Source organism: Mesorhizobium sp. B2-4-18, from assembly GCF_006441385.1.
Classification (GTDB): domain Bacteria; phylum Pseudomonadota; class Alphaproteobacteria; order Rhizobiales; family Rhizobiaceae; genus Mesorhizobium; species Mesorhizobium australicum.
Window position 1 is genome coordinate 1 of record NZ_VFUW01000017.1, and the last position, 20959, is coordinate 20959.

General features: G+C 62.6%; 17 protein-coding genes. 5 read left to right on the forward strand and 12 right to left on the reverse strand.

The features are described 5' to 3' along the window. The 3 genes from FJ527_RS27845 to FJ527_RS27855 form a co-directional block, all read left to right on the forward strand. Positions 1-1820, forward strand: a 1820-nt coding sequence (locus FJ527_RS27845) for a DUF5801 repeats-in-toxin domain-containing protein (RefSeq protein WP_246677828.1), incomplete at its 5' end; no start/stop codon positions are given. A gap of 113 nt (positions 1821-1933) precedes the next feature. Then, a complete protein-coding gene (locus FJ527_RS27850; protein WP_140717975.1) occupies positions 1934-3649 on the forward strand; it encodes a type I secretion system permease/ATPase in 1716 nt (571 codons plus the stop codon). 3 nt (positions 3650-3652) lie between these two features. Next, entirely contained in the window at positions 3653-5179 is a 1527-nt protein-coding gene (locus FJ527_RS27855) for an HlyD family type I secretion periplasmic adaptor subunit (protein WP_140717977.1), read from the forward strand. Positions 5180-5273: 94 nt separating this feature from the next. Here the strand turns inward: FJ527_RS27855 and FJ527_RS27860 are convergent, their stop codons facing one another. The 8 genes from FJ527_RS27860 to FJ527_RS27895 form a co-directional block, all read right to left on the reverse strand. Next, positions 5274-5576, reverse strand: a complete 303-nt coding sequence (locus FJ527_RS27860; RefSeq protein WP_015317826.1) for a DUF982 domain-containing protein — start codon at positions 5574-5576, stop codon at positions 5274-5276. A gap of 118 nt (positions 5577-5694) precedes the next feature. Continuing rightward, positions 5695-6678 carry a dipeptide ABC transporter ATP-binding protein gene (locus FJ527_RS27865; protein ID WP_140717979.1) on the reverse strand — a complete coding sequence of 328 codons (984 nt, stop codon included), beginning with the start codon at positions 6676-6678 and terminating at the stop codon, positions 5695-5697. Between the two features lie 8 nt (positions 6679-6686). After that, a complete protein-coding gene (locus tag FJ527_RS27870) occupies positions 6687-7646 on the reverse strand; it encodes an ABC transporter ATP-binding protein (protein WP_140717981.1) in 960 nt (319 codons plus the stop codon). Further along, positions 7643-8614 (reverse strand): ABC transporter permease, encoded by a 972-nt coding sequence (locus tag FJ527_RS27875; protein ID WP_140717983.1) that lies wholly within the window; start codon positions 8612-8614, stop codon positions 7643-7645. The genes FJ527_RS27870 and FJ527_RS27875 overlap by 4 nt, the downstream gene beginning before the upstream one ends. Beyond that, on the reverse strand, positions 8614-9630 hold the full coding sequence (locus tag FJ527_RS27880) for an ABC transporter permease (RefSeq protein ID WP_015317822.1): 1017 nt from the start codon (positions 9628-9630) through the stop codon (positions 8614-8616). The genes FJ527_RS27875 and FJ527_RS27880 overlap by 1 nt, the downstream gene beginning before the upstream one ends. A 55-nt stretch (positions 9631-9685) precedes the next feature. Continuing rightward, a complete protein-coding gene (locus FJ527_RS27885; protein WP_140717985.1) occupies positions 9686-11347 on the reverse strand; it encodes an ABC transporter substrate-binding protein in 1662 nt (553 codons plus the stop codon). A gap of 18 nt (positions 11348-11365) precedes the next feature. Further along, the gene (locus FJ527_RS27890; protein ID WP_140824569.1) at positions 11366-12271 is read right to left on the reverse strand and encodes a proline iminopeptidase-family hydrolase; all 906 of its coding nucleotides are present in this window, start codon (positions 12269-12271) and stop codon (positions 11366-11368) included. 39 nt (positions 12272-12310) lie between these two features. After that, positions 12311-13825, reverse strand: a complete 1515-nt coding sequence (locus FJ527_RS27895; protein WP_140717989.1) for a leucyl aminopeptidase — start codon at positions 13823-13825, stop codon at positions 12311-12313. 258 nt (positions 13826-14083) lie between these two features. Here FJ527_RS27895 and FJ527_RS27900 point away from each other — a divergent pair, with 258 nt between their 5' ends. Together FJ527_RS27900 and FJ527_RS27905 are read left to right on the forward strand one after the other, a co-directional pair. Continuing rightward, positions 14084-14986, forward strand: a complete 903-nt coding sequence (locus FJ527_RS27900) for a LysR substrate-binding domain-containing protein (protein WP_140717991.1) — start codon at positions 14084-14086, stop codon at positions 14984-14986. 252 nt (positions 14987-15238) lie between these two features. Next, positions 15239-16696 (forward strand): NCS1 family nucleobase:cation symporter-1, encoded by a 1458-nt coding sequence (locus FJ527_RS27905; protein WP_140717993.1) that lies wholly within the window; start codon positions 15239-15241, stop codon positions 16694-16696. 34 nt (positions 16697-16730) lie between these two features. On the opposite strand, the gene FJ527_RS27910 is transcribed toward FJ527_RS27905, so the two are convergent. The 4 genes from FJ527_RS27910 to secG form a co-directional block, all read right to left on the reverse strand. Continuing rightward, positions 16731-17270, reverse strand: a complete 540-nt coding sequence (locus tag FJ527_RS27910; protein WP_140664059.1) for a DUF1697 domain-containing protein — start codon at positions 17268-17270, stop codon at positions 16731-16733. Positions 17271-17278: 8 nt separating this feature from the next. Then, complete coding sequence (locus FJ527_RS27915) at positions 17279-18916, reverse strand: CTP synthase (RefSeq protein ID WP_083883046.1); 1638 nt, start codon at positions 18914-18916, stop codon at positions 17279-17281. A gap of 195 nt (positions 18917-19111) precedes the next feature. Next, entirely contained in the window at positions 19112-20242 is a 1131-nt protein-coding gene (locus FJ527_RS27920; RefSeq protein WP_140717995.1) for a L,D-transpeptidase, read from the reverse strand. Positions 20243-20451: 209 nt separating this feature from the next. Next, positions 20452-20928 carry a preprotein translocase subunit SecG gene (secG, locus tag FJ527_RS27925; RefSeq protein WP_140616434.1) on the reverse strand — a complete coding sequence of 159 codons (477 nt, stop codon included), beginning with the start codon at positions 20926-20928 and terminating at the stop codon, positions 20452-20454. Positions 20929-20959: the final 31 nt, after the last annotated feature.

Here is a 20959-nt window from a genome sequence, read left to right on the forward strand (position 1 = left end):
AGAACCTCAACTTCCACGATGACGGGCCGAGCATATCGACGACCGGCACCGAGCCGACGCTAACCGTCGACGAGACGAGCCTCGGCAGCAACGCCGCCGATTTCGCGGCTGTCTTTACCCCGCATGCCGGTGCGGATGGCGGTGCCATGAGCTACACGCTCGACATCAATCAGGTCACCAACGTCAGCGGCCTGACAGACACCTTGAGCGGCCTGTCGATTCTGCTCTTCGTCGAAAGCGGCGAGGTGGTTGGCCGGGCCGGATCGGCCGCGGGCGCCGTGGTATTCACGGTGAGCGTGGCCGCCGACGGCAACGTGACCCTCGACCAGGAACGTGCGGTCATGCATTCGCCCGACTCCGGACCGGACCAGGCAACAACTTTGGCGGCTGATAATCTTGTCACTTTGACCGCCACCATCACCGATGGTGACGGCGATCAGGCCTCGGACCATGTCAATATCGGCACCAGCCTCATCTTCAAGGACGACGCGCCAACGATCACCGTGCCGTTCGACGGCGACCCGGGTACCGCGGGTATCCAGAACGAAAACCTGGCCAACACGCTGAATGCATCCGCCTCCGGAGCCTTCGGCTACGACATCGGCGCCGATGCGCACCCGGCTGCGTTCTACACCGGCGGCGGTTCCGACTTTGTCGATCAGAACGGCGCGCTTGCCGGCGTCCAGATCGGGCTGAGCGGCACGATCGTCGGCGGTGGTGGCGGCAATGTCCTCACCCCGGATGTGACGCTCGCATCGGAGACCGACACCAACGCAACATTCAACTTCAACTTCACCTACGACAAGGATTCGGCTGCCGGGCTCCAGACCGGCACGGCGGGCGGCACCCTCGTCTTCGACAAGGTCAACGACACTTACGCTATCACCCTGACCGACCCACTCGAAGGCTTCACTTTCGACGTGATTCACACCAGCCAACTCCTGTCCAAGGAGCCCTTGAGCAATGCAGGCCACCCTCCGATCGTGGTGGAGAAGTTGCAGGCGGATGACCCGGGCACGGCGGCCGACGAAGACTTTTACGTGCAGTTCACCGGCAACCTGATCGACAGAAGCCATCCGTTCAGCCTGACGAATAATGGAGAGGGGTCTTCCGGCGACTCCACGTTCAACTCGCTGCCGACGGCCGGTACCCACGATATGGTCAGCAACAGCAATGAAACCTGGGTTTCTGCCACCCAGAGCACTAACGGTGTCGCCGGCGACACGATCCAGAAAGGCGAACTGCTGACCCTGCGGTTCTTCGACAGCAGTGTCGGCATCCAGACCGAGGCTACCGATCCGACCGCGACGGCCGGCGCGATGGCCATCAAGTTCGACGGCATCGGCAACAGCGAAGACCTGATGCTAATCCTCGACCTGACCGACGGCACAAACGAGATCACACGGGCCGTGTATGTCTCGAACTCCGACATCTTCAAGAAGGGTCAGGTGCCGGCCCCTTACAATGGCGAGTTCACACTCGACAACAATGACGGCCTCGTGATCATCGAGCAGAACGACTACAACGCGGCCGGCGAACATTACTCGCTGCAAGGCGTTCAGATCATGCAGTCCGGCAACGGCATCACCGGCCAGGCAATCGACTTGAACGGAGCGACCGGCGCTAGCGGTGGGAGCAACACGACCGCCAGTCTGGTCAACTTCGACCCCGTCGACAACGACGTGCTGAAGATCACGGATATCGGCTTCACCTCGACCGTGACGCAGACGCCGGACGCTCACCTCGACTTCGCTTTCCAGGTGGCGGACGCGGACGCCGATCACACAGCGATGCAGCACATCCTTGTCGACATCGCCTGACACCAGACCCGACGGGGGCGGCATCAGCTGTCCCCGTTTCACACCGGCCGGGTGCCGGCAAGCATCGAAGTGGGGTATCCGTGATGCAGCCAAGACCGCAATTCCAGGAGGTAATGCATCTGGCACGCCACCAGGTCCCCGCCCTCCTCCTCTTCAGCCTGGTCTCCAATCTTCTCCTGCTCGCCAGCACCGTTTACATGCTGCAAATCTACGACCGGGTACTGTCGAGCGGTTCCATCGACACATTGTTCTGGCTCACATTGGCCGTTGTCGGCGCCATCGCCGTCTACGGCATGCTGGAACACGCCCGCCGTATGATGCTGGGGCATATCAGCCAATGGCTGGACGACCAGCTCAGCGTTCCGGTGATCGAACGCGCCATGGACGCGCGGCTCGCCGGCAGCAGCCTCGAAGCCGGCCTGAAGGACGTAGCGGACCTGCGCAGTTTCATCGCCGGCGACGGCATCCTGACCTTTCTCGACGCCCCATGGACACCGGTCTTCCTGGCGTTCATGTGGTTGCTGCATCCCGCGCTGGGCGTGGTCGGTCTTGCCGGCGCCGTGCTTTTGTTCTGTGCAGCGCTCGCCAATGATTTCCTCACCCGCCGCAAGAGCCAGGAGGCCGCGGCCGGACTGCGCCGCAGCCAGACCGCCGTAGGGCAGTTTATCGACGGCGCCGAGACATTGCGCTCGCTCGGCATGTCCGAGCCGGCGCTGCGGCGCTGGGAGGAAAACCAGCAGTCGCTGATGGATATCCAGACCCGGCTCCTGCGGCGCACCACCGTCATCGGCAGCTTGTCGCGTTCGCTTCGCCTAGCGCTCCAAGTGGCGGTGCTCGGGCTCGGCGCCTATCTCGTCCTGCGTCGCGAGCTGACGCCAGGCTCGATGATTGCGGCCTCGATCCTGCTCAGCCGCGCGTTGGCGCCGATCGAGCGCTCTATCGGCGCCTGGCGCGGCCTGGTCAGCGCGCGAACCGCGCGCCGCAATCTCACGAAGCTTTTCGCCGACACCAGATCGATGCAAACGGTTGGCGTCACATTGCCCCGCCCACAAGGCAGGCTGAAGCTCGAGAACCTGCATTACTGCGCGCCGGGAACGTCCCAGGCGCTTGTCAATGCCATAAGCTTCGGCGTTGAGCCGGGCCAGACCTGCGGTGTGATCGGCCAGTCCGGTTCCGGCAAGACCACGCTCTGTCGTCTTATCGTCGGCGCGCTGCGGCCTTCGCTCGGCCATGTCAGGCTGGATGGCGCGGAGGTGTGCAACTGGCCTTCGGACGAACTTGGCATGCATCTCGGCTATCTGCCGCAGCAGGTCGAGCTGTTCCCCGGAACGATCGGCGAGAACATCGCGCGCCTGCGTGACGTCGACAGCGACGCGGTCATCGCCGCGGCGCAGCTTGCCGGCATCCATGATATGATCCTGCGGCTGCCGAACGGCTACCGGACCGAAGTGGGACCGCATGGCGCTCGCATTTCGCGCGGCCAGCGCCAGCGTATCGCGCTGGCCCGGGCACTGTTCGGCGATCCGCAGCTGATCGTTCTCGACGAACCGAACACCGGCCTGGACGGTGAAGGCGAAGTGGCGCTGTTCAACGTGCTCCAGCAACTGAAGGAGCGGGGCCGCACCGTCATTCTCGTCAGCCACCAGACCAATCTCCTGCGCACCGCCGATCATGTCGTCTTCCTCCATGACGGATCGGTTTCGATGTTCGGCACGCGCGACGAGGTGCTCGGCGCGCTCGGCGGACCGCCCAGGCGCATTCCGGTTCCGGCGGCCTTGCGGGAAAAGCTTGTTGCCAACGCGGCAACGAAACTGAACGCAGCGGAGTGAGCCATGAGCGATCGATTTGGCGACTTCTCGACGACGCTGAACCGGCTGACGGACAGCTTGCACGAACTCACCGACAGGCTGACCGCCTCCGCCAACGACCTCAGCACAGCGGTATCGGTTTGGTTGGATGGGACCGACACGCCGTCTCGCATAATGTTGCTGGCGGTGGCTGGCGCGCTCTTCCTGCTCTTGATTGCGGGATTGCTCCGGCGACGCTCGCGCGCCTACCGTGCCAGCAGGCGCAATCTGAAGCTGCGGACGCGGCCGGCGCGAATGCTGGGCTACGCTTCGGCCATCCTTTTCGTAGGCGGCACCGCTGCTTGGTCAAGCGTCGCCCTGCTGGCGAGCGCTGTCGTTGCCAACGGCGTCGTCAGCCCCGAAGGTTATCGTAAGACCATCCAGCATCTGGAGGGCGGCATCATCGGCGCGATCCACGTTAAGGAGGGCGATAAAGTCAGCGTCGGCCAAGTGCTTATCAGCCTGAAGACGACCGATGCGCAAGGGCGATATGACGAGCTGGAGGGGCGCTATGTTCGCCTGCTGGCGACCGAGGCGCGACTTGTTTCGGAACTTGCCGGTCGGGACCGGATCACCTTCCCCAAGGAGCTGACCTCGATCGACAGCGAGAGCGCGCGAAAGGTGGTCGCCGAAGAACAGGCGCTGCTCGACAGCCGCCTCGCAACCCGCGAAGGCCGCACACAGATCCTCAACAAGCGCATCGCGCAGATCGAAGAGCAAAGCACGGGAGCGAGGGATGTCATGGCGGCCGAGGCCGAGCAACTCGGCCTGATCGACCAGGAGATCGCCTCCGCGCAGGAGATGTACAGGAAGGGCCTCGAACGCCTGCCGCGGATATTGGCGCTTCAGCGCTCCCAGGCCGACATTCGAGCCAACCAGGCATCGAACCGGGCGCAGATAGCGAAGAACGATCAGCAGATCGGCGAGACCCAGTTCCAACTCCTCAACCTGCGTCAGCAGGATAGCGAGAGCGCCAACGAGGATCTTGCCAAAGCGCGCACGGATCTCGCCGAATTGCGCAGCCAATTGCCTTTGCGCCAGGACGTGCTGGCGAGGACGGACATCGTCGCGCCAATCGCCGGAACGGTGATGAACCTGCGCGTAACAACGGAATCGGGCGTGATCTCCAGCGGTCAGGTGCTTCTCGACATCGTCCCGAACGAGGCCAATCTGATCATCGATTCCCGCATCAAGCCCACGGATATCGACGTGGTGCATCCGGACATGCCGGCCCGTGTGGTGCTGTCGGCCTATCCAACCAGACACCTGCCGCAAATCCATGGCCTGCTGACCTCGATTTCGGCTGACCGGCTGACGGACGAGAGAACCGGAGAGCCTTATTTCCTTGCCAAGGTCAAGATCGACGCGGCCGATCTCAGGGATCTGCATGACATCCATCTATCGCCCGGCATGCCGGCGGAAGTCATGATCCTGACCGGCGAGCACACGCTGCTGGACTATATGTTGGCGCCGGTTCGCGATTCGCTCAATCGTGGGTTCAGGGAGAATTGAGAAGTGATACCCGCCGACCTGCCCCGAGGGTCAAGCATAACCTCCATCGCGCCCGTAAGGGGCGCGATCCACCAGAGGCAGAGGGGCGTGGCGGCTATCGCCGCAGCGCGTGTATGCTCGCCATGCTGTCGCTGCCCATCGGCAGTGCCATGTCATCGTCGAGAAGCCGCGTGATCCGGGCAAATCCGGTGAACGCCTTTCTGGCTTCCTCCGCCGACATCTGTCCCGACAGGGCAGCCGAGCAGCAATTCAGCGCGCACTGATACACTGGCCCACGTCGTCCCGTCGGCCATTTACGCAAGAAAACCATCGCCTCGGCAACACTATCCACTTCTTCTACAGGATGCCCCTGCCCGCGCGATATCCGCACGGGCGCAAAGAAATGCAGGTAGTCCATTGTTTCCTCCCGGTCGATCAAGATGCGCTCGATCGAACCTTATGAAACGCCCCGCCTGGCGATTTGTTCCATATGGAAACAGAATTTTTAAAAATTCTGGCGATCGGAATGAGGTCGGCTATACCGTCGGGAAGTGGCAAGCCGCTTTGCGGCCGGATTGGTGCTCTCTCAGCTCCGGCCGTTCCGAACGGCAGCGCTCAACCGCGATTGGGCATCGGGGGTGGAAACGGCAGCCGGAGGGCGGGTTGAGCGGGCTCGGTACGTCGCCTGTAAGGATAATACGCTTACGCGTCCCACTGGTCGTCTGCACGACGGGAACGGCCGAGATCAAGGCTTGGCTGTAAGGGTGGGCCGGGGCTGAAAACACCTCTTCCGCCGGTCCTTCCTCGACGATCGAGCCGAGATACATGACCGCGATGCGGGTCGAGACCTGACGCACCACGGACAGATCGTGGGCGATGAAGACATAGGTGAGGTCCAACTTTTCCTGGAGATCGGCAAGCAGGTTGACGATCTGCGCCTGTACGGACACGTCGAGCGCGGAGACAGGTTCGTCGAGAACGACGAGATCGGGATTGAGGGCGATGGCGCGCGCAATGCCGACACGCTGGCGCTGCCCGCCCGAGAATTCATGGGGAAAGCGCATGACATGGTCCGGCAACAGTCCGACGAGGTCGAAGAGTTCCGCGACGCGGCTGGCGATCTCGCGCGATGAAAGCCTGCCATGGATGCGCAGCGGTTCGGCCACCAGGTCGCCGACGCGCCGGCGCGGATTGAGCGAGGCCGACGGGTCCTGGAAGACCATTTGCAGGCGCCGCCGCAGCGGCCTCAGTTCAGACAGTGACTTCGAGGTGATGTCGTCGCCTTCGAACAGGAGCTTGCCGTCCGAAATGTCGTAGAGCCTGACCAGGCATCGCGCCAGCGTGGACTTGCCGCACCCGGACTCGCCGACCAATCCAACGGTTTCGCCGCGCCGCACTGTCAGGGAGACATTGTCGACCGCGTGGACGGTTCGCCTGCCCTCCGCGGAAAAACGGCTGCCGATCGAGAAGCGTTTGCCGAGCCCGCGCGTTTCGAGGATTGGACGGTCTTTGTCGATCATCGGTCCGCTCATGTCTGCGCCACCCGGAAACAGGCCGCCGCGTGCGTGGCGGCGCCAAGCTCGGGCTTGCCGGTTAGGCAGGGCTCGTACCCGACGGGGCAACGCGGACCGAAGGCGCAGCCTTGCGGCAATCGCAGCAGCGATGGCGGAGACCCGGGAATGGCCGGCAGGCGGCGGGGTTTGGCACCGGTCAGCGGCGGGATCGAACCAAGCAATGCACGCGTATAGGGGTGTCGCGGGTCGGAAAACAGCTCCGTGCGGCTGCCGCGTTCCACGATGCGGCCCGCATACATCACCATGACCCGGTCGGCGAGTTCGGAGACCACGCCCATGTCATGGGTGATGAAGACCACCGCCGATTTGTGCGTGGCGCGCAGCTTGCGCACGAGATCGAGAATGCCTGCCTGCACCGTGACGTCGAGCGCCGTGGTCGGCTCATCCGCCACCAGCAGCGCCGGGTTGCAGGACAGCGCCATCGCGATCACCGCCCGTTGGCGCATGCCGCCGGAGAGCTGGTGCGGATAGCGCGACATTGCTTCGTGCGGATTGGGGAAATTCACCTCCGCCAGCAGTTCCTCCACGCGCTCCATGGCTTTGGTTTTGCTGACGTTGCGATGCGCGCGGATCTGTTCGGCGATCTGCCAGCCGATGGTGTAGACCGGCGTCAGCGCCGTCATCGGATCCTGGAAGATCATTGCGATCTCGTTGCCCCGCAGGTGCCTCAGTTCGCGCGGCGGCAGTCCGACCAACTCGCGACCCTTGTAGCGGATCGAGCCTTCGATGATGGCGTTGGGATCGGTGATAAGCCCCATCACCGCAAGCAGCGACACGGTCTTGCCGGAGCCGGACTCGCCGACGACACCGAGAATTTCGCTTTCCGCGAGGTCGAAGGAAACACCATCGATGGCCCCCACCAGGCCATCATCGGTCCGGAAGGATACACGGAGATCACGCACCGACAATATCATGATGTCCTCAGGCGCGGATCGAGAAGGATGTAGACGAAATCGACGACCGCGTTGGCGACCACCACGAACATGGAAGCGTACATCACCGTCGCCATGATCATTGGCAGATCGAGGTTCTGCAGTGCGTCATAGGTGAGCTTGCCGATGCCGTGCAGCCCGAACACCACTTCGGTCAGGAGGGCCGAGCCGCCCACCAGTGCGCCGAAGTCGAGACCGAACAAGGTGACGAAGGCGATGAGCGACGTGCGCAAGGCATGGCGCAGCAGGATGCGGGTCTCCGAAAGGCCCTTGGCGCGGGCCGTGCGGATATAGTCTTCCTGCAGGGATTCGATGATCGCCGCGCGCAAGACCCGCCCGTAAATGCCGATGTAGAGGATGGCGAGCGTGATCCAAGGTATGACCAGCGTCAGGAACCAGCCTTTCGGGTCGTCGGAAAAATTCTTGTAGCCAAGCGGCGGCACCCAGGAAAACGCCCAGCTGTCGTGATAGCGGCTCTGGGTGATCAGGTTCATCACCTCGCCCAGCCAGTAGACCGGCATGGAAATGCCGAGCAAGCCCAACGCCATCAGCAGCCTGTCCAGCCAACTGTCGCGTGTGGCGGCGGCGATGATGCCGATGCCGATGGAGACAACCACCCACAGGATCGCCGCCCCGAACACCAGCGAGAGCGTGACGGGTATGGAATCCATCACCGCCGGCACCACCTTCCAGCCGCGATTGACGAAGGAAGTCAGATCGCCCGTGACGAAGATCTTCTCCATCATGGTCACATATTGCACGTAGAGCGGCCGGTCGAAGCCGAAGCTGTGGCGTACCGCCTCGAGCACTTCGGGCGATGCATTGCGGCCGGCGATACGGGCCGCGGGGTCGGCGCCGGGCGTGGCGAAGAAAATCAGGAAGACGATGACCGAGATGCCGAACATCACGAACAGCATCTGACCGAAACGGCGCAGGATGGCGTAGATCATCAGTCGCGCCCCAGCCGAACCTTCGAGCGCGGGTCGAGCGCGTCGCGCAGGCCGTCGCCGAAGACATTGAGGGTCATGACGGAAATCGCGATCGCCAGGCCCGGCACCAGCGCCACGAGTGGCCTGGTGTAAAGCAGCGCCTGCCCGTCCTGGATGATGGTTCCCCAGCTCGCCGCCGGCGGCTGGACGCCAATCGAGAGGAAGGAGAGCGCCGATTCGGTAAGCATGTTCAGCGCCATCATCAGCGGTATGAACACGATGAGGGTGGTGGTGATGTTGGGCAGGATGTCGCGCCACAATATTCGCCATCCCGGTACGCCCAGATTGATCGCGGCCAGCACGAACTCGCTGTGCCGCAGCGACAGAACCTGCCCCCGGATCGGACGCGCCACATAGGGTATATAGACGATACCGATGATGATGACCGGCAACCACAGGCTGCCGGACTCGATCTCGATCGGTCCGATCGAGATGCCCTGCGAAATTGTGACGATGGAAAGCGAAATCGCCAGGAGATAGATCGGAAATGCCCAGAGCACATCCAGCAAGCGCGACAGAACCGTGTCGGTAACGCCGCCGAAATACCCCGCGATCAATCCCGCCGCCGTGCCGAGGACCAGCGTGAAGATGGTCGCGGCCCCGGAGATCAGCAGCGAGCTCAGCCCGCCATAGAGCATCCGGGCCATGACATCGCGCCCCTGGCTGTCGGCACCGAGGAAATAGTTGCCGACCCGCCAGGTCGGGCCGAGCGGCGTGTAGCCAAGCCCGAGCCCCTCTGTCGATTGTTCCATCACCGGAACGTCGGCACCGTCGATCTGAATGACGGCGTCGAGCGTCGAGGCGAAGGGGTCTGTTCCTGCCCATTTCGCGTAGAGAGGCGCACTGAGGCAGGCAAGGACGATGACGAGGAACACGGCCAGGGACGCCATGGCGGCCCTGTTTCTTGCCAGCTTCGCAAACGCGACGGCCCAGGGCCCTCGCGTTTTGCGCGGCACAGCAGCGACTTGGTACGACACGGACGTGCCCTCCGCGGTTCGTTACTGCACCCAGGCCACTACTGTACCCAGGCCATTACTGTACCCACGACTGGGTGATCATCCAGTTGAACTGCCGGTTGAACTTGAAATTGCCCACGCGCTTGCTGACGAAGTCAAGCCGCTTCGGCGTGAAGAGGCCGACGGCCGGTGCCTTGTCCGTGACTTGCCTGTCGATTTCGGCCCACATTTTGTCGGCGGCTTTCTGGTCGGTCACACCGAGGTCCAATGCCTTCTGCATTTTGGCGTCGATATTCTTGTCGCAGAAGCCGGCGATGTTGATCGATGCGTCCGAGCCTTCACGGAAAGATGCGCAGCTGAACAGGATGTTCAGGAAGTCCGAAGCCGCGGGATAGTCCTTGTACCATTGGGTGACGGACATCTGCACTTTGTTGTTGGTGTTCTGGATGTAGGTGAACTGGATGTTCGACGAGATCGGCTTGACGTCGGCGACATAGCCGATGGTGGTCAGCACGCTCTGCAGATAGACGCCGATGGAGCGGGAAATGGCCGTGTCCTCGACGATGATGGTCACCTTCTGGCCCTTGGTGCCCGATTCCTCGACGAGCTGCTTTGCCTTGTCGAGGTCTGGCGCCGACCACTTGGCGCCGGGGTTCTTGGTGAAGGGGCAGTAGTCTTCGTGGCCGGGGAAATCCGGAGGCAGGACCTGACACACCGGCGAGGCCAGCACCTTGCCGCCAAACAGCTTGACCAGCGTGTTGCGGTCGACCGCGTAGGCAACGGCCTGCCGCGCCTTTTCATTGTCGAACGGCGCCAGCCGGTTGTTGAGCGGCGCATACCACCAGGCCGAGAGCGGCGAGATATGCAACTGGTCCATGGCCTTGGTACCGAGTTCGCCGAGACGATCGCTGGGCAGCGCGTCAAACATCCAGTCGGCTTCCCCGTTCTGGATCGCGGTGACGGCAGCTTCCTCGGAGAGGCCGAAATCATACTGGACGACATCAGGATAGCCGTCCGGCTGGGCGTCCTCGCTCCATTGCTTGAAATTGGGGTTGCGGGTCACCGTCATGCCCTTGTTGGGATCGAAGGCGGAGATCATGTAGGCGCCGGTGCTGGGGATGGGCTTGGAGCCCATGTCTTCCGCAGGCGTATCCGCCGGCAGGACCACGGCATGCGGCAACGCAAGCTTGTAGAGGATCTCGGCGTCCGGCTTGGTGAGATTCAACGTAATGGTGCCTGCCGCTTCGTCGCCGACAACGCCGCCTTCCAGCGTGCAGCTCTTGGTTTCGGCAAGGCATTTGTCGGCGCCGACGATGCCGGCATAGAAGGTGCCCGAGGTCGGCCCCGAGACCTTGAAGATGCGCTGGAAGGAAGCAACGACGTCCTTCACGCCGAGATCCTTGCCGTCGGAGAACTTGATGCCCTTGCGCAGTTTGAAGGTGAAGGTCTTGCCGTCATTGGTCACCTCGGGCAGCGCCTCGGCCAGATCGGGGACGATGGTGAAGCCATCCATGCCCTCGGCCTTGCGGAAGGCGACCAGCCCGTCATAGATCGGCTGATACATCTGCCAGCCCTGGTCGGTGTAATTGATGTGCGGATCGAGCGTTCCGGCGGCCGAGCGGGCCAGCAGGCGAATAGTGCCGCCGCGATGTTCCTTGAGGTATTCGGCCTGTGCCGGAGCCAGCCACGAGCCGGCCAGCAATGCCGCGGCTGAGGCCGCCAAGAGCAGTTTCTTCATGTCGCAGTTCCCCTTTTTTCAGTTGTCGTTGTCGTCCAGGAAGTCTCCCACCACCCGCATGCATAGATCCTGCTCTTCGACATGCGGCATATGGCTGGAATGCTCGAATACCTGCCAGCGCGATCCCTCGATGCCGTCCTTGAACGGCTGCACGGTCGCGGGCGTGGCTTCGTCGTAACGGCCGGAAATGATCAGCGTCGGAACATCGACGGCGGGCAGCCGATCGATGATGGTCCAGTTCTTCAGCGTACCGATGACATGGAACTCGTTCGGCCCGTTCATGACGTTGTAAACGGTCGGATTGCGCACGACCTGGGCGAAGGTCTCGGTCACTTCGGCCGGGAACGGAACGATCCGGCAGACATGCCGCTCGTAAAACACCATCGTCGCTTGCTGGTAGTCCGGATGATCCGTCGTGCCAGCCTGTTCGTGCCGGGTCAGTGTCTCCTGTACGTCCATGGGCAGGTCGGCGCGCAGCCGGTTGGCCTCCTCTACCCAGAGCTTCATGGACGCCGGCGAGTTGGCGATGGTCAGCGACTTCAGGCCCTTCGGCCGCGTCACCCCATACTCGGCGCCCAACATGCCGCCCCAGCTCTGCCCGAGCACATGGAAGCCGCCGCGGATGCCGAGATGGTCGACAAGGTTTTCAAGCTCGTCGATGAACAGCCTGGGTGTCCAGAAATCGGCGCCTTTGTCCGGCAGCAAGGTGGAATTGCCGCAGCCCAGCTGGTCGTAGTGGATGACGGCGCGGCCTCTTCGGGCAAGAAGCTTGTAGGCATCGACGTAATTGTGGGCGGCGCCCGGCCCGCCATGCAGAATGACGATCGGAGCCTTGTCGGCATCGAGGCTACCGCTGACGCGATACCAGGTTTCGTAGTCGCCGAAATCGGCCCGCCCTTCCCTGGTGACGATCTCCGATGACATCCCGATCTCCTGAATGTTTGAAGGCATGCCGCTGGTCACCTAGTTTGCAACCCGACTGGAGCGAACCCATTCTTCCAGCATCTGCACGCCGAATGCGGTAGCGCCTTCCCGGCCCAGGGGCTGATCCTTCTCGGTCAGTTCCTTGCCGGCGATGTCGAGATGCACCCAGGGGCGGTCTTCCGTGAAGTGGCGCAGGAACGCCGCGGCGTAGGGAGCGTCACCGTCTTCCATGTCCTTGGCGTGATGTCGCAGGTCCGCGAACGGCGATTGCAGGCCCTCGTCATAAGCCCGGTCGAGCGGCAGCTGCCAGAACCGCTCGCCGACCATTTCTCCGGCCGCGATCATCCGCGAGGCGATGGCATCGTCGGTGCTGAAGAGACCGGCGAATACCGATCCAAGACCGCGCATCACCGAATAGGTCAAGGTGGCGAGGTCGACGATCACCGATGGATTGAAGCGCGAAGCGGTATAATAGAGGCAGTCGGCCAGGATCAGGCGGCCTTCCGCATCCGTGTCGAACACTTCCACGGTTTGCCCGGAAGCTGTCGTGATGATGTCGCGCGGCTTGAGCGCGGTGCCTGACGGCATGTTCTCGGCAATGCCGAGCACGCCGACGGCGTGCACCGGGCTGCCTTGCCGGGCCAGCGCGATCAGCAGGCCGACCACCGCGGCCGCACCGCCCATATCGGCCTTCATATCGAACATCTGCTCGCCGCGCTTTATGCAGAGACCGCCGGAATCAAAACAGACACCCTTGCCGACGAACGCCAGCGGCTGCGCAGGAGCACCCTTGCCGCGATAGCGCAGGACGGCGACTCGTGGCGGCCGTACCGAACCCGACCCCACGGCCAGTATCGCGTTCATGCCGAATTCCCTGAGCTTCGCCGTATCGAGTATCTCGACGTCGATGCCGGCTTCGCGCAGAGGCTCCAGGTGATCGTGGAAATTGTCGGGATGGAGATGGTTCGGCGGCAGGTTGACCAGTGTGCGCGCATATTCGACGCCATCCGCGATGGCATTGATCCGCGCCAGCGCCGAATTCAGCTCCGGACCGCTGGCCCCGACCAGTTGCACCCGAAGGGTCCGATCGGCCCCCGCCCCTTGGCGCCGGTTGCGCATGTCGAAACGATAGCGCCGCAGCCGCATGCCAAGCGCGACTCTTGCCAGGATTTCCGCTCCCGGCAGACTTATGCCGGCAATGGGGTCCAGGACCAGGGTGGCCGCGCATTCCCCTTTGCCCTCCAGATGCGCGGCAAGCAGGCCGCCGGCACGCGCCAAGGAGAGTGCGGTGACGGCCTCGGCCTTGCCCATGGCCAGGACAATCACGCGCCGCGCCGATACCGCCTGGGGGGCGATGACATCGATACAGGCGCCGGATTGAGCCAAGGCAGCCGCATCCGCACAGGCCCGGGAGAGGATCCCGCCCATTTCGGTGTCTAGGGCCGTTGCACGCGGGCCAAAGCCGGTTTGAGCGGCCTGCAAGATCACGACGACGGAGGTTCCCGCGGAAATCTCGTCCGCCGTTTCAAAGACCGGCACCGGCGATTGAGGCATAGGTAGGCGTTCTCCTCTTTGCGGGGCTTTGGCCGAGGCGCGGCTTGCAGTTTGCGCAAGGCTTCTCCCGCCACCGGTGGAAACCGGTCAAACCGGCCGTCACCTCTGGTTGGATCGTGCCGAAGTCCCCAAATTGTCGTTCTTGAGACGACTTAATTGCTCTTGCCTCTTGGGTATCCCCGAACGGGTCAGGCGATCAAACGCCAATTTTGTCCATATCGATTGACAAAAACTCAACTGGCAATTCATGATCGGCCGATGGCCCTACCCTCACTCAATGGCATGCGCGCTTTCGAGGCCGCCGCCCGTCTCGGCAGCGTCAAGGACGCAGCCGAAGAGCTGCATCTGACACCCTCGGCTATCAGCCGTCACATCCGCGCACTCGAACGGAATCTCGGCCAGGACCTGTTCGAGCGCGGCTTTCGGCAGATAACGCCGACCATTCGGGGCTCTTATTACGCACGCAGCCTCTCCGAAGCATTCGAAGCCATCTGGCGGGCCACCGATGATGTCAGTCTCGCCGGGGCCCCAAGCCACGGCAGGACCCAGCGTGTCCGGGTTTTGTGCGTCCCTGCTGTCCTGAACCTTTGGCTGGCGGACCGGCTGCCGAATTTTCGCCGGCGGCATCCGTCCGTGGATCTGGAGATCTCGACATCGGGCAAGCGGGCCAATTTCGATTTGGCCATCGTCGACGAGTTCGTCTACAAGGCCGGCCCGGCTCTGACGCTGCTGATCCCGCTGGTCCTGACGCCGGTCTGTGCGCCCTCGCTGCTTGAAGGGCCGATGCCGCTGCGATCGCCCGCCGACTTGGTCAACCACCACCTGATTCACGAATGCGAGACCATGCGATGGAAGCGCTGGCTTGAGCAGGAAGGCGTGTTGGACACAACGCCGAGATCCAGTACGACGCTGGATGATTGTACGCTGATCATGCGCGAGGCGATCAATGGCGCTGGAATAGCGCTCGCCGACACGATGATGGCCCAGGATCTGCTGCAGCAGGGCAAACTGGTCGCCCCGTTCAGCGCCCGCCATACCTATCCGGCCGGCATCTACCTGCATCAGCGCCGCAGCATCGGAAACAAGCCGGGTACGGGCCTGTTTCAGGATTGGCTGCTTTCCGAAGTCGAGGACCACAAGCGGGTGATGGCCATCGGCTAGGCAGCCTTGCTTGCCGATAGGCGTCGGGAACGCGGATTTGTCCAGCTTGGTAGCCGTGGATCGAGAATTCGAATCGACAGGCAGGCCTGTTTCAAAAGCGGCTCACCATCACGGGCTCTCGATAATCGCGGTTCGCATTGAATATCTTTAAGGCCAAAGCCGGCAAATCGATTGCTTGCCGGTTCCCCTGCGTCAGGCGTAACCTCTGCGGTCAACGCGTGAGGGCGCGTGCTGCAAGAAGGGGACATTGCAATGACGATACAAGGCGCATCGCCTGACCTGTATAATGAAGACCTCGCTCCTGCCAAGGTTCGAAACTGGGGACCGTTCTCGATCTTCAACGTCTGGACGTCGGACGTCCATAGCCTGTGGGGCTACTACCTCGCCGCCAGCCTGTTTCTGTTCTGTGGCGGCTTCGTCAATTTCATCATCGCCATCGGCATCGGTTCGCTGATCATCTACGCACTGATGAACATGGTCGGTTATGCCGGTGTGAAGACCGGTGTGCCCTACCCCGTGCTCGCCCGCGCCTCCTTCGGCATCTGGGGCGCCAACATTCCGGCACTGGTGCGCGCCATCGTCGCCTGCTTCTGGTACGGCGCGCAGACAGCGGCCGCCTCAGGCGCCATCGTCGCATTGCTGATCCGCTCGCAATGGTTCGCCGATTTCAACGCCAATACCCATTTCCTTGGCCATTCCGGCCTGGAGGTGATCTGCTTCGTGATCATATGGGCACTGCAACTGCTGATCATCCAGCGCGGCATGGAAACGGTGCGCCGCTTCCAGGACTGGGCCGGCCCGGCGGTCTGGGTGATGATGCTGATCCTGGCGGTCTATCTCTGCGTCAAATCAGGAACCTTCGCCTTCACCAGCGATATCCCAATGGATGTACTGCTGGAAAAGACCAAGGATGCGGGCGTCCCTGGTACTCCAGGGTCTTGGACCGCACTGTTTGCCGTGGCGGCGATCTGGGTGACGTACTTCTCGGCGCTCTATCTAAACTTCTGCGATTTCGCCCGTTATGCCCCCGACCAGGCATCGCTGCGCAAGGGCAATATCTGGGGCCTGCCGATCAACCTGATCCTGTTCTCGCTGGTCGCCGGCGTCACCACCATCGCCGCCTACGACGTCTACCATGAGGTGCTGCTGCACCCCGACCAGATCTCGGCCAAGTTCGACAGCTGGTTCCTGGCCGCGCTCGCGGCGCTCACCTTCGCGGTGGCGACGCTCGGCATCAATGTCGTGGCCAACTTCGTCTCGCCGGCCTTCGACTTTTCCAATGTCTTTCCCCGCCAGATCGACTTCAAGAAAGGCGGCTACATCGCGGCCGTCATCGCGCTGGTGCTCTATCCCTTCGCACCGTGGGAAGGCAGTGCGGCTTCCTTCGTCAACGTCATCGGCGCAACGATGGGGCCGATCTTCGGCGTGATGATGGTCGATTACTATCTGATCCGCAAAGGTGAAGTCGACGTCGAGGCGCTGTATCGCGAGGACGGCGAGTTCCGCTTCCAGGGTGGCTGGCACGTCAATGCGTTCATCGCCGCCGGCATTGGCGCCATCTTCTCGTCGATCCTGCCCAACTTCACCAACTGGCTGCCGTCCTGGTGGGGCGTCTATGGCTGGTTCGTCGGCGTGGCGATTGCCGGCGTCATCTACTACGTGCTGCGCGCCGCGGCCGTGAGCGCCGGCGCCAAGGTGGCGAAAGCTTGATGAACCAGAGCGGGGTGGCCCGAGCCGCCCCGCTCTACCGCGCGACCATTTCGGCCAGCTTGCGCACGGTGTTCCAGTTGCGCGAGGTGCCGACGCCCATGCGCTTGTGGTTGGCGGCGGCAAGCAGGCGCGAGCTAGGCCTCTCCCTTGAAAAGGCGACCCAGATGTCGCCGCCGACCAGAAATACCTTCTCGTCCATGGCGGCACAGGCCTGAAGCCCGGATATGGCGTCTTCGGCTACAGGTTTGCGCATTACGCGCACCGCCACCTGGTCGCCGGCTTCCACCGACTCGGTCGGGAATGGATTGCCGCTTGCGAGTTTGCGCCAGTCTTCGGCGGCACGCACGATGATATCGACGTGGCGGCCAAAGGCCTGTTCGAAGGCGGATTCCAGGCGTGTCTCAAGCGTAGTGATCGAGGTCTTTTCACTCTCGAAGACCAGGTTGCCGGTCGCCACCAAGGTGCGGACATTCTTCAGGCCGAGACTTTCCGCCATGGCCTTGAGGTCGGACATGACGACCCGCCGCCCCTCTCCCAGGACGATGCTGTAGAGAAGCGCGACATAGGTCCGCATGGGAGCGATCAGACCAGGCGGCTCTGCTCCACCGCCGCCTCGATGAAGCTGGCAAACAGCGGATGCGGATCGAGCGGCCGGCTCTTCAGTTCGGGGTGATATTGCACGCCGATGAACCAGGGATGGTCGGGGTATTCGACCGTCTCCGGCAGCACACCGTCGGGCGACATGCCTGCAAACACCAGCCCGCAATCCTCCAGGCGCTGCTTGTAGTCGATATTGACCTCGTAGCGGTGCCGGTGACGTTCGGAAATCTGGGTGTCGCCGTAGATGTCGGCGATCTTCGAACCCTTGGCGAGCTCGGCCTGATAGGCGCCGAGCCGCATGGTGCCGCCGAGATCGCCAGTCGCCCTGCGCTTTTCCAGCATGTTGCCTTTCAGCCATTCGGTCATCAAACCGACGACCGGCTCCTTGGTCGGGCCGAATTCGGTCGACGAGGCATGTTCGACACCGGCCAGCGATCGCGCCGCCTCGATGCACGCCATCTGCATGCCGAAGCAGATGCCGAAATACGGCACCTTGCGCTCGCGTGCGAATTTGGCCGCCAGGATCTTGCCTTCTGAGCCGCGTTCGCCGAAGCCGCCGGGCACCAATATGCCGTGCACCTTCTCCAGCCAAGGCGTCGGGTCTTCCTTTTCGAAGATTTCCGATTCGATCCAGTCGAGCTTGACCTTGACGTGGTTGGCCAGCCCGCCATGCGAAAGCGCCTCGATCAGCGATTTGTAGGCATCCTTGAGGCCGGTATACTTGCCGACGATGGCGATGGTGACCTCGCCCTCCGGATTGTGGATGCGGTTGGAGACGGCCTGCCACGGCTCCATGCGCGGCTTGGGCGCCGGCTCGATGCCGAAGGCAGCGAGCACTTCCGAATCCAGACCTTCCTTGTGATAGGCCATCGGCACATCGTAGATATGTGGCACGTCGAGCGCCTGGATGACGGCGCTTTCCCTGACATTACAGAACAGCGACAGCTTGCGGCGCTCTTCCTTGGGGATGGCGCGGTCGGCGCGCACCAGAAGAATGTCGGGCGCGATGCCTATGCCGCGCAGCTCCTTGACCGAATGCTGGGTCGGCTTGGTCTTCAGTTCGCCCGCCGTCGGGATATAGGGCATCAGCGTCAGGTGGACATAGACGGCGTTGTTGCGCGGCAGATCGTTGCCGAGCTGGCGGATCGCCTCGAGGAACGGCATCGCCTCGATGTCGCCGACCGTGCCGCCGATCTCGCACAGCACGAAATCATAATCGTCATTGCCGTCGAGGACGAAATTCTTGATCTCGTCGGTCACGTGCGGGATGACCTGTACGGTGGCGCCGAGATAATCGCCGCGCCGCTCGCGTTCGATGATGTTCTTGTAGATACGCCCGGTCGTGATGTTGTCCTGCTGATTGGCGGACCGGCCGGTGAAGCGCTCGTAATGGCCAAGATCGAGGTCGGTCTCGGCACCGTCATCGGTGACGAACACCTCCCCGTGCTGGTACGGCGACATCGTGCCGGGATCGACGTTCAGATAAGGGTCGAGTTTTTTGATGCGTGCGCGATAACCTCGCGCCTGCAGGAGAGCCCCAAGGGCCGCGGCGGCAATGCCTTTTCCAAGTGAGGAAACCACGCCGCCTGTGATGAATACATATCGCGCCATGGGAGTCATCGCTTAACGCGGCCGGATTGATTCCGCCAGAGAAAAAACCGCCGCGAAGGCTTTTTCCCAAAAAGGCGCTCGGACCATGATCCCGAAAAGTGGGATCCGGCTTTCGGACAGGCATCACGGCCAAAGGGTTTTGAATCGCTCTAAGCAAAACAAAAGGGCCGGCTGAGCCGGCCCTTCGGCATGATGACGGAAACGTCAGATGATGACGACTTTGGTGCCGATCCGGACGCGGCTGTATAGATCCATGACGTGCTCGTTCATCATGCGGAAGCAGCCATTGGACGCGCTGGTGCCGATCGACTGCGGCGCGATGGTGCCGTGGATACGCAGATGCGTGTCCTTCCTGCCGTCATAGAGATAGATGGCGCGGGCGCCGAGCGGGTTCTGGCCGCCGCCGGCCATGCCGTCCTTGTACTGGCCGTAGTGTTTGGGCTCGCGCTTCTGCATGTCGAGCGTCGGGATCCAGCGCGGCCACTCCTGCTTGTCCCCGACCGCGACCGTGCCCTTGAACTGCAGGCCTTCGCGGCCGACCGCGATGGCGTAACGGCGTGCGGTGGTCGATGATTCGACGAGGTAGAGTCGGCGAGCGCTGGTGTCGATGACGATTGTGCCGGCGTCATAGCCGGTGAATTCCACGTCCTGAGGCACGAATTCCGGCTTCACCTTGAACGGCTTCTTGGCGTTCTTCTGGGCAAGTGCCGAGTCGAGCGCGCGTGTCTCGGGCAGATAGCTGATCGATGAGCCAGACGATGTTCCACCGAACAGACCCGCGAACAGGCCGCCGCTTGACTGCTTCTGGCCGCCGACGACCTCGCTGCGCAGTTCGCCATTGTTGCCCGTCAAAGCGACATTCATCGCCTCGGCTGGGATCGGCTCGGCCGCCGGGATCGGGGTTACAGGTTCGATCGGTTCGATGATCTTGACGGTCTTCTTGGCCGGCTTGGCATCGGCCACTTCGGTTGCCGCCGCTTTCTGGCCCTTGCTGGCCAGGAACGCCTGCCGATCTGCGTCAGCCCTGGCCTTGGCCGCCTCGCGCATCGCCATTTTCCTGGCCTCGAGCGCCTTGGCCTTGGCATCCTCCTTGTCGGCAACGATCTTGGCCTCGATCTTCTTGATCTGGGCGAGATCCTCCGGCGTAGGGTTTTTCTTCTTCTTGAGAAGCTTCAACTGCGTCGCATCGCTTTTGGCCGCGACGGGGATGGCGTCGGTCTTTTCAAGCGACACCGACTGTTGTGCGGCCATGTTTGCCGGCATGGCGGCGGAGGCCGGGGAACTCATGCCGATTGCGGCGCAAAGTCCCAGGAAAATGAAGCTGCGAAGCTGCATGGCGAAGATCCGATCGTTCAATGCTTGTTGCCCACGGCGTCGCCCGGCGTCCCCCAAGGACGCCGAAAATGCCGCGTGCAATCTATAGTCGAATAAGCGCGTATGCCTCAAGCGCGAGACCGCGCCGCGGTCTGTCGAATCTTCGTGATTGCGCAGCATTTGCCGCGACTGTGTTCAAACGAACACAGATCGCGGTTTAGAACATAAGGTTATTGGTTCGGAACCTGAGGCGACGCCGGCGCGGTGTTGGTGGTTCCATTGGCCGCTGGCGGCGTGGTGCTGCCGGCGGGCGCGGTGGCCGGGGCCGTCGCCAGCGGTTTTGTCGCGGCGTCGTTGCCGGACGGCGGCGTCGGCGTGGTGTTGCCGGCGGGTGCCGGCGTGGCCGTACCCGGCAATTGGTTGAGCACGCCCTTGCCGGCGCCATCCGAGGTCGCGGGAACCCGATCGAGAATGTCGATCGGCTTTTCGCCGTAGCGGGCAATGATCGACAAGGTCAGCGACGTCACAAAGAACGCTGCCGCCAGGATCGCCGTCGCCCGGGTCAATGCGTTGGCCGCGCCGCGCGCGGTCATGAAGCCCGATCCGCCACCAATGCCGAGACCGCCACCTTCGGAGCGCTGCAGCAGCACCACGCCGACAAGGGCGAGCACGACCATGAGATGGATGACGATCAGTACGGTTTGCATAATTTATCCTGGCAAGGCCCTGCCCGGCCGC

Excerpts from the sequence above, each read along its gene's own strand:
- FJ527_RS27850 (WP_140717975.1), top strand. The coding sequence starts at position 1,934 with ATGCATCTGGCACGCCACCAGGTCCCCGCCCTCCTCCTCTTCAGCCTG.
- FJ527_RS27855 (WP_140717977.1), top strand. The coding sequence starts at position 3,653 with ATGAGCGATCGATTTGGCGACTTCTCGACGACGCTGAACCGGCTGACG.
- FJ527_RS27860 (WP_015317826.1), bottom strand. The coding sequence starts at position 5,576 with ATGGACTACCTGCATTTCTTTGCGCCCGTGCGGATATCGCGCGGGCAG.
- FJ527_RS27865 (WP_140717979.1), bottom strand. The coding sequence starts at position 6,678 with ATGATCGACAAAGACCGTCCAATCCTCGAAACGCGCGGGCTCGGCAAA.
- FJ527_RS27870 (WP_140717981.1), bottom strand. The coding sequence starts at position 7,646 with ATGATATTGTCGGTGCGTGATCTCCGTGTATCCTTCCGGACCGATGAT.
- FJ527_RS27875 (WP_140717983.1), bottom strand. The coding sequence starts at position 8,614 with ATGATCTACGCCATCCTGCGCCGTTTCGGTCAGATGCTGTTCGTGATG.
- FJ527_RS27885 (WP_140717985.1), bottom strand. The coding sequence starts at position 11,347 with ATGAAGAAACTGCTCTTGGCGGCCTCAGCCGCGGCATTGCTGGCCGGC.
- FJ527_RS27890 (WP_140824569.1), bottom strand. The coding sequence starts at position 12,271 with ATGTCATCGGAGATCGTCACCAGGGAAGGGCGGGCCGATTTCGGCGAC.
- FJ527_RS27895 (WP_140717989.1), bottom strand. The coding sequence starts at position 13,825 with ATGCCTCAATCGCCGGTGCCGGTCTTTGAAACGGCGGACGAGATTTCC.
- FJ527_RS27900 (WP_140717991.1), top strand. The coding sequence starts at position 14,084 with ATGGCCCTACCCTCACTCAATGGCATGCGCGCTTTCGAGGCCGCCGCC.
- FJ527_RS27905 (WP_140717993.1), top strand. The coding sequence starts at position 15,239 with ATGACGATACAAGGCGCATCGCCTGACCTGTATAATGAAGACCTCGCT.
- FJ527_RS27910 (WP_140664059.1), bottom strand. The coding sequence starts at position 17,270 with ATGCGGACCTATGTCGCGCTTCTCTACAGCATCGTCCTGGGAGAGGGG.
- FJ527_RS27915 (WP_083883046.1), bottom strand. The coding sequence starts at position 18,916 with ATGACTCCCATGGCGCGATATGTATTCATCACAGGCGGCGTGGTTTCC.
- FJ527_RS27920 (WP_140717995.1), bottom strand. The coding sequence starts at position 20,242 with ATGCAGCTTCGCAGCTTCATTTTCCTGGGACTTTGCGCCGCAATCGGC.
- secG (WP_140616434.1), bottom strand. The coding sequence starts at position 20,928 with ATGCAAACCGTACTGATCGTCATCCATCTCATGGTCGTGCTCGCCCTT.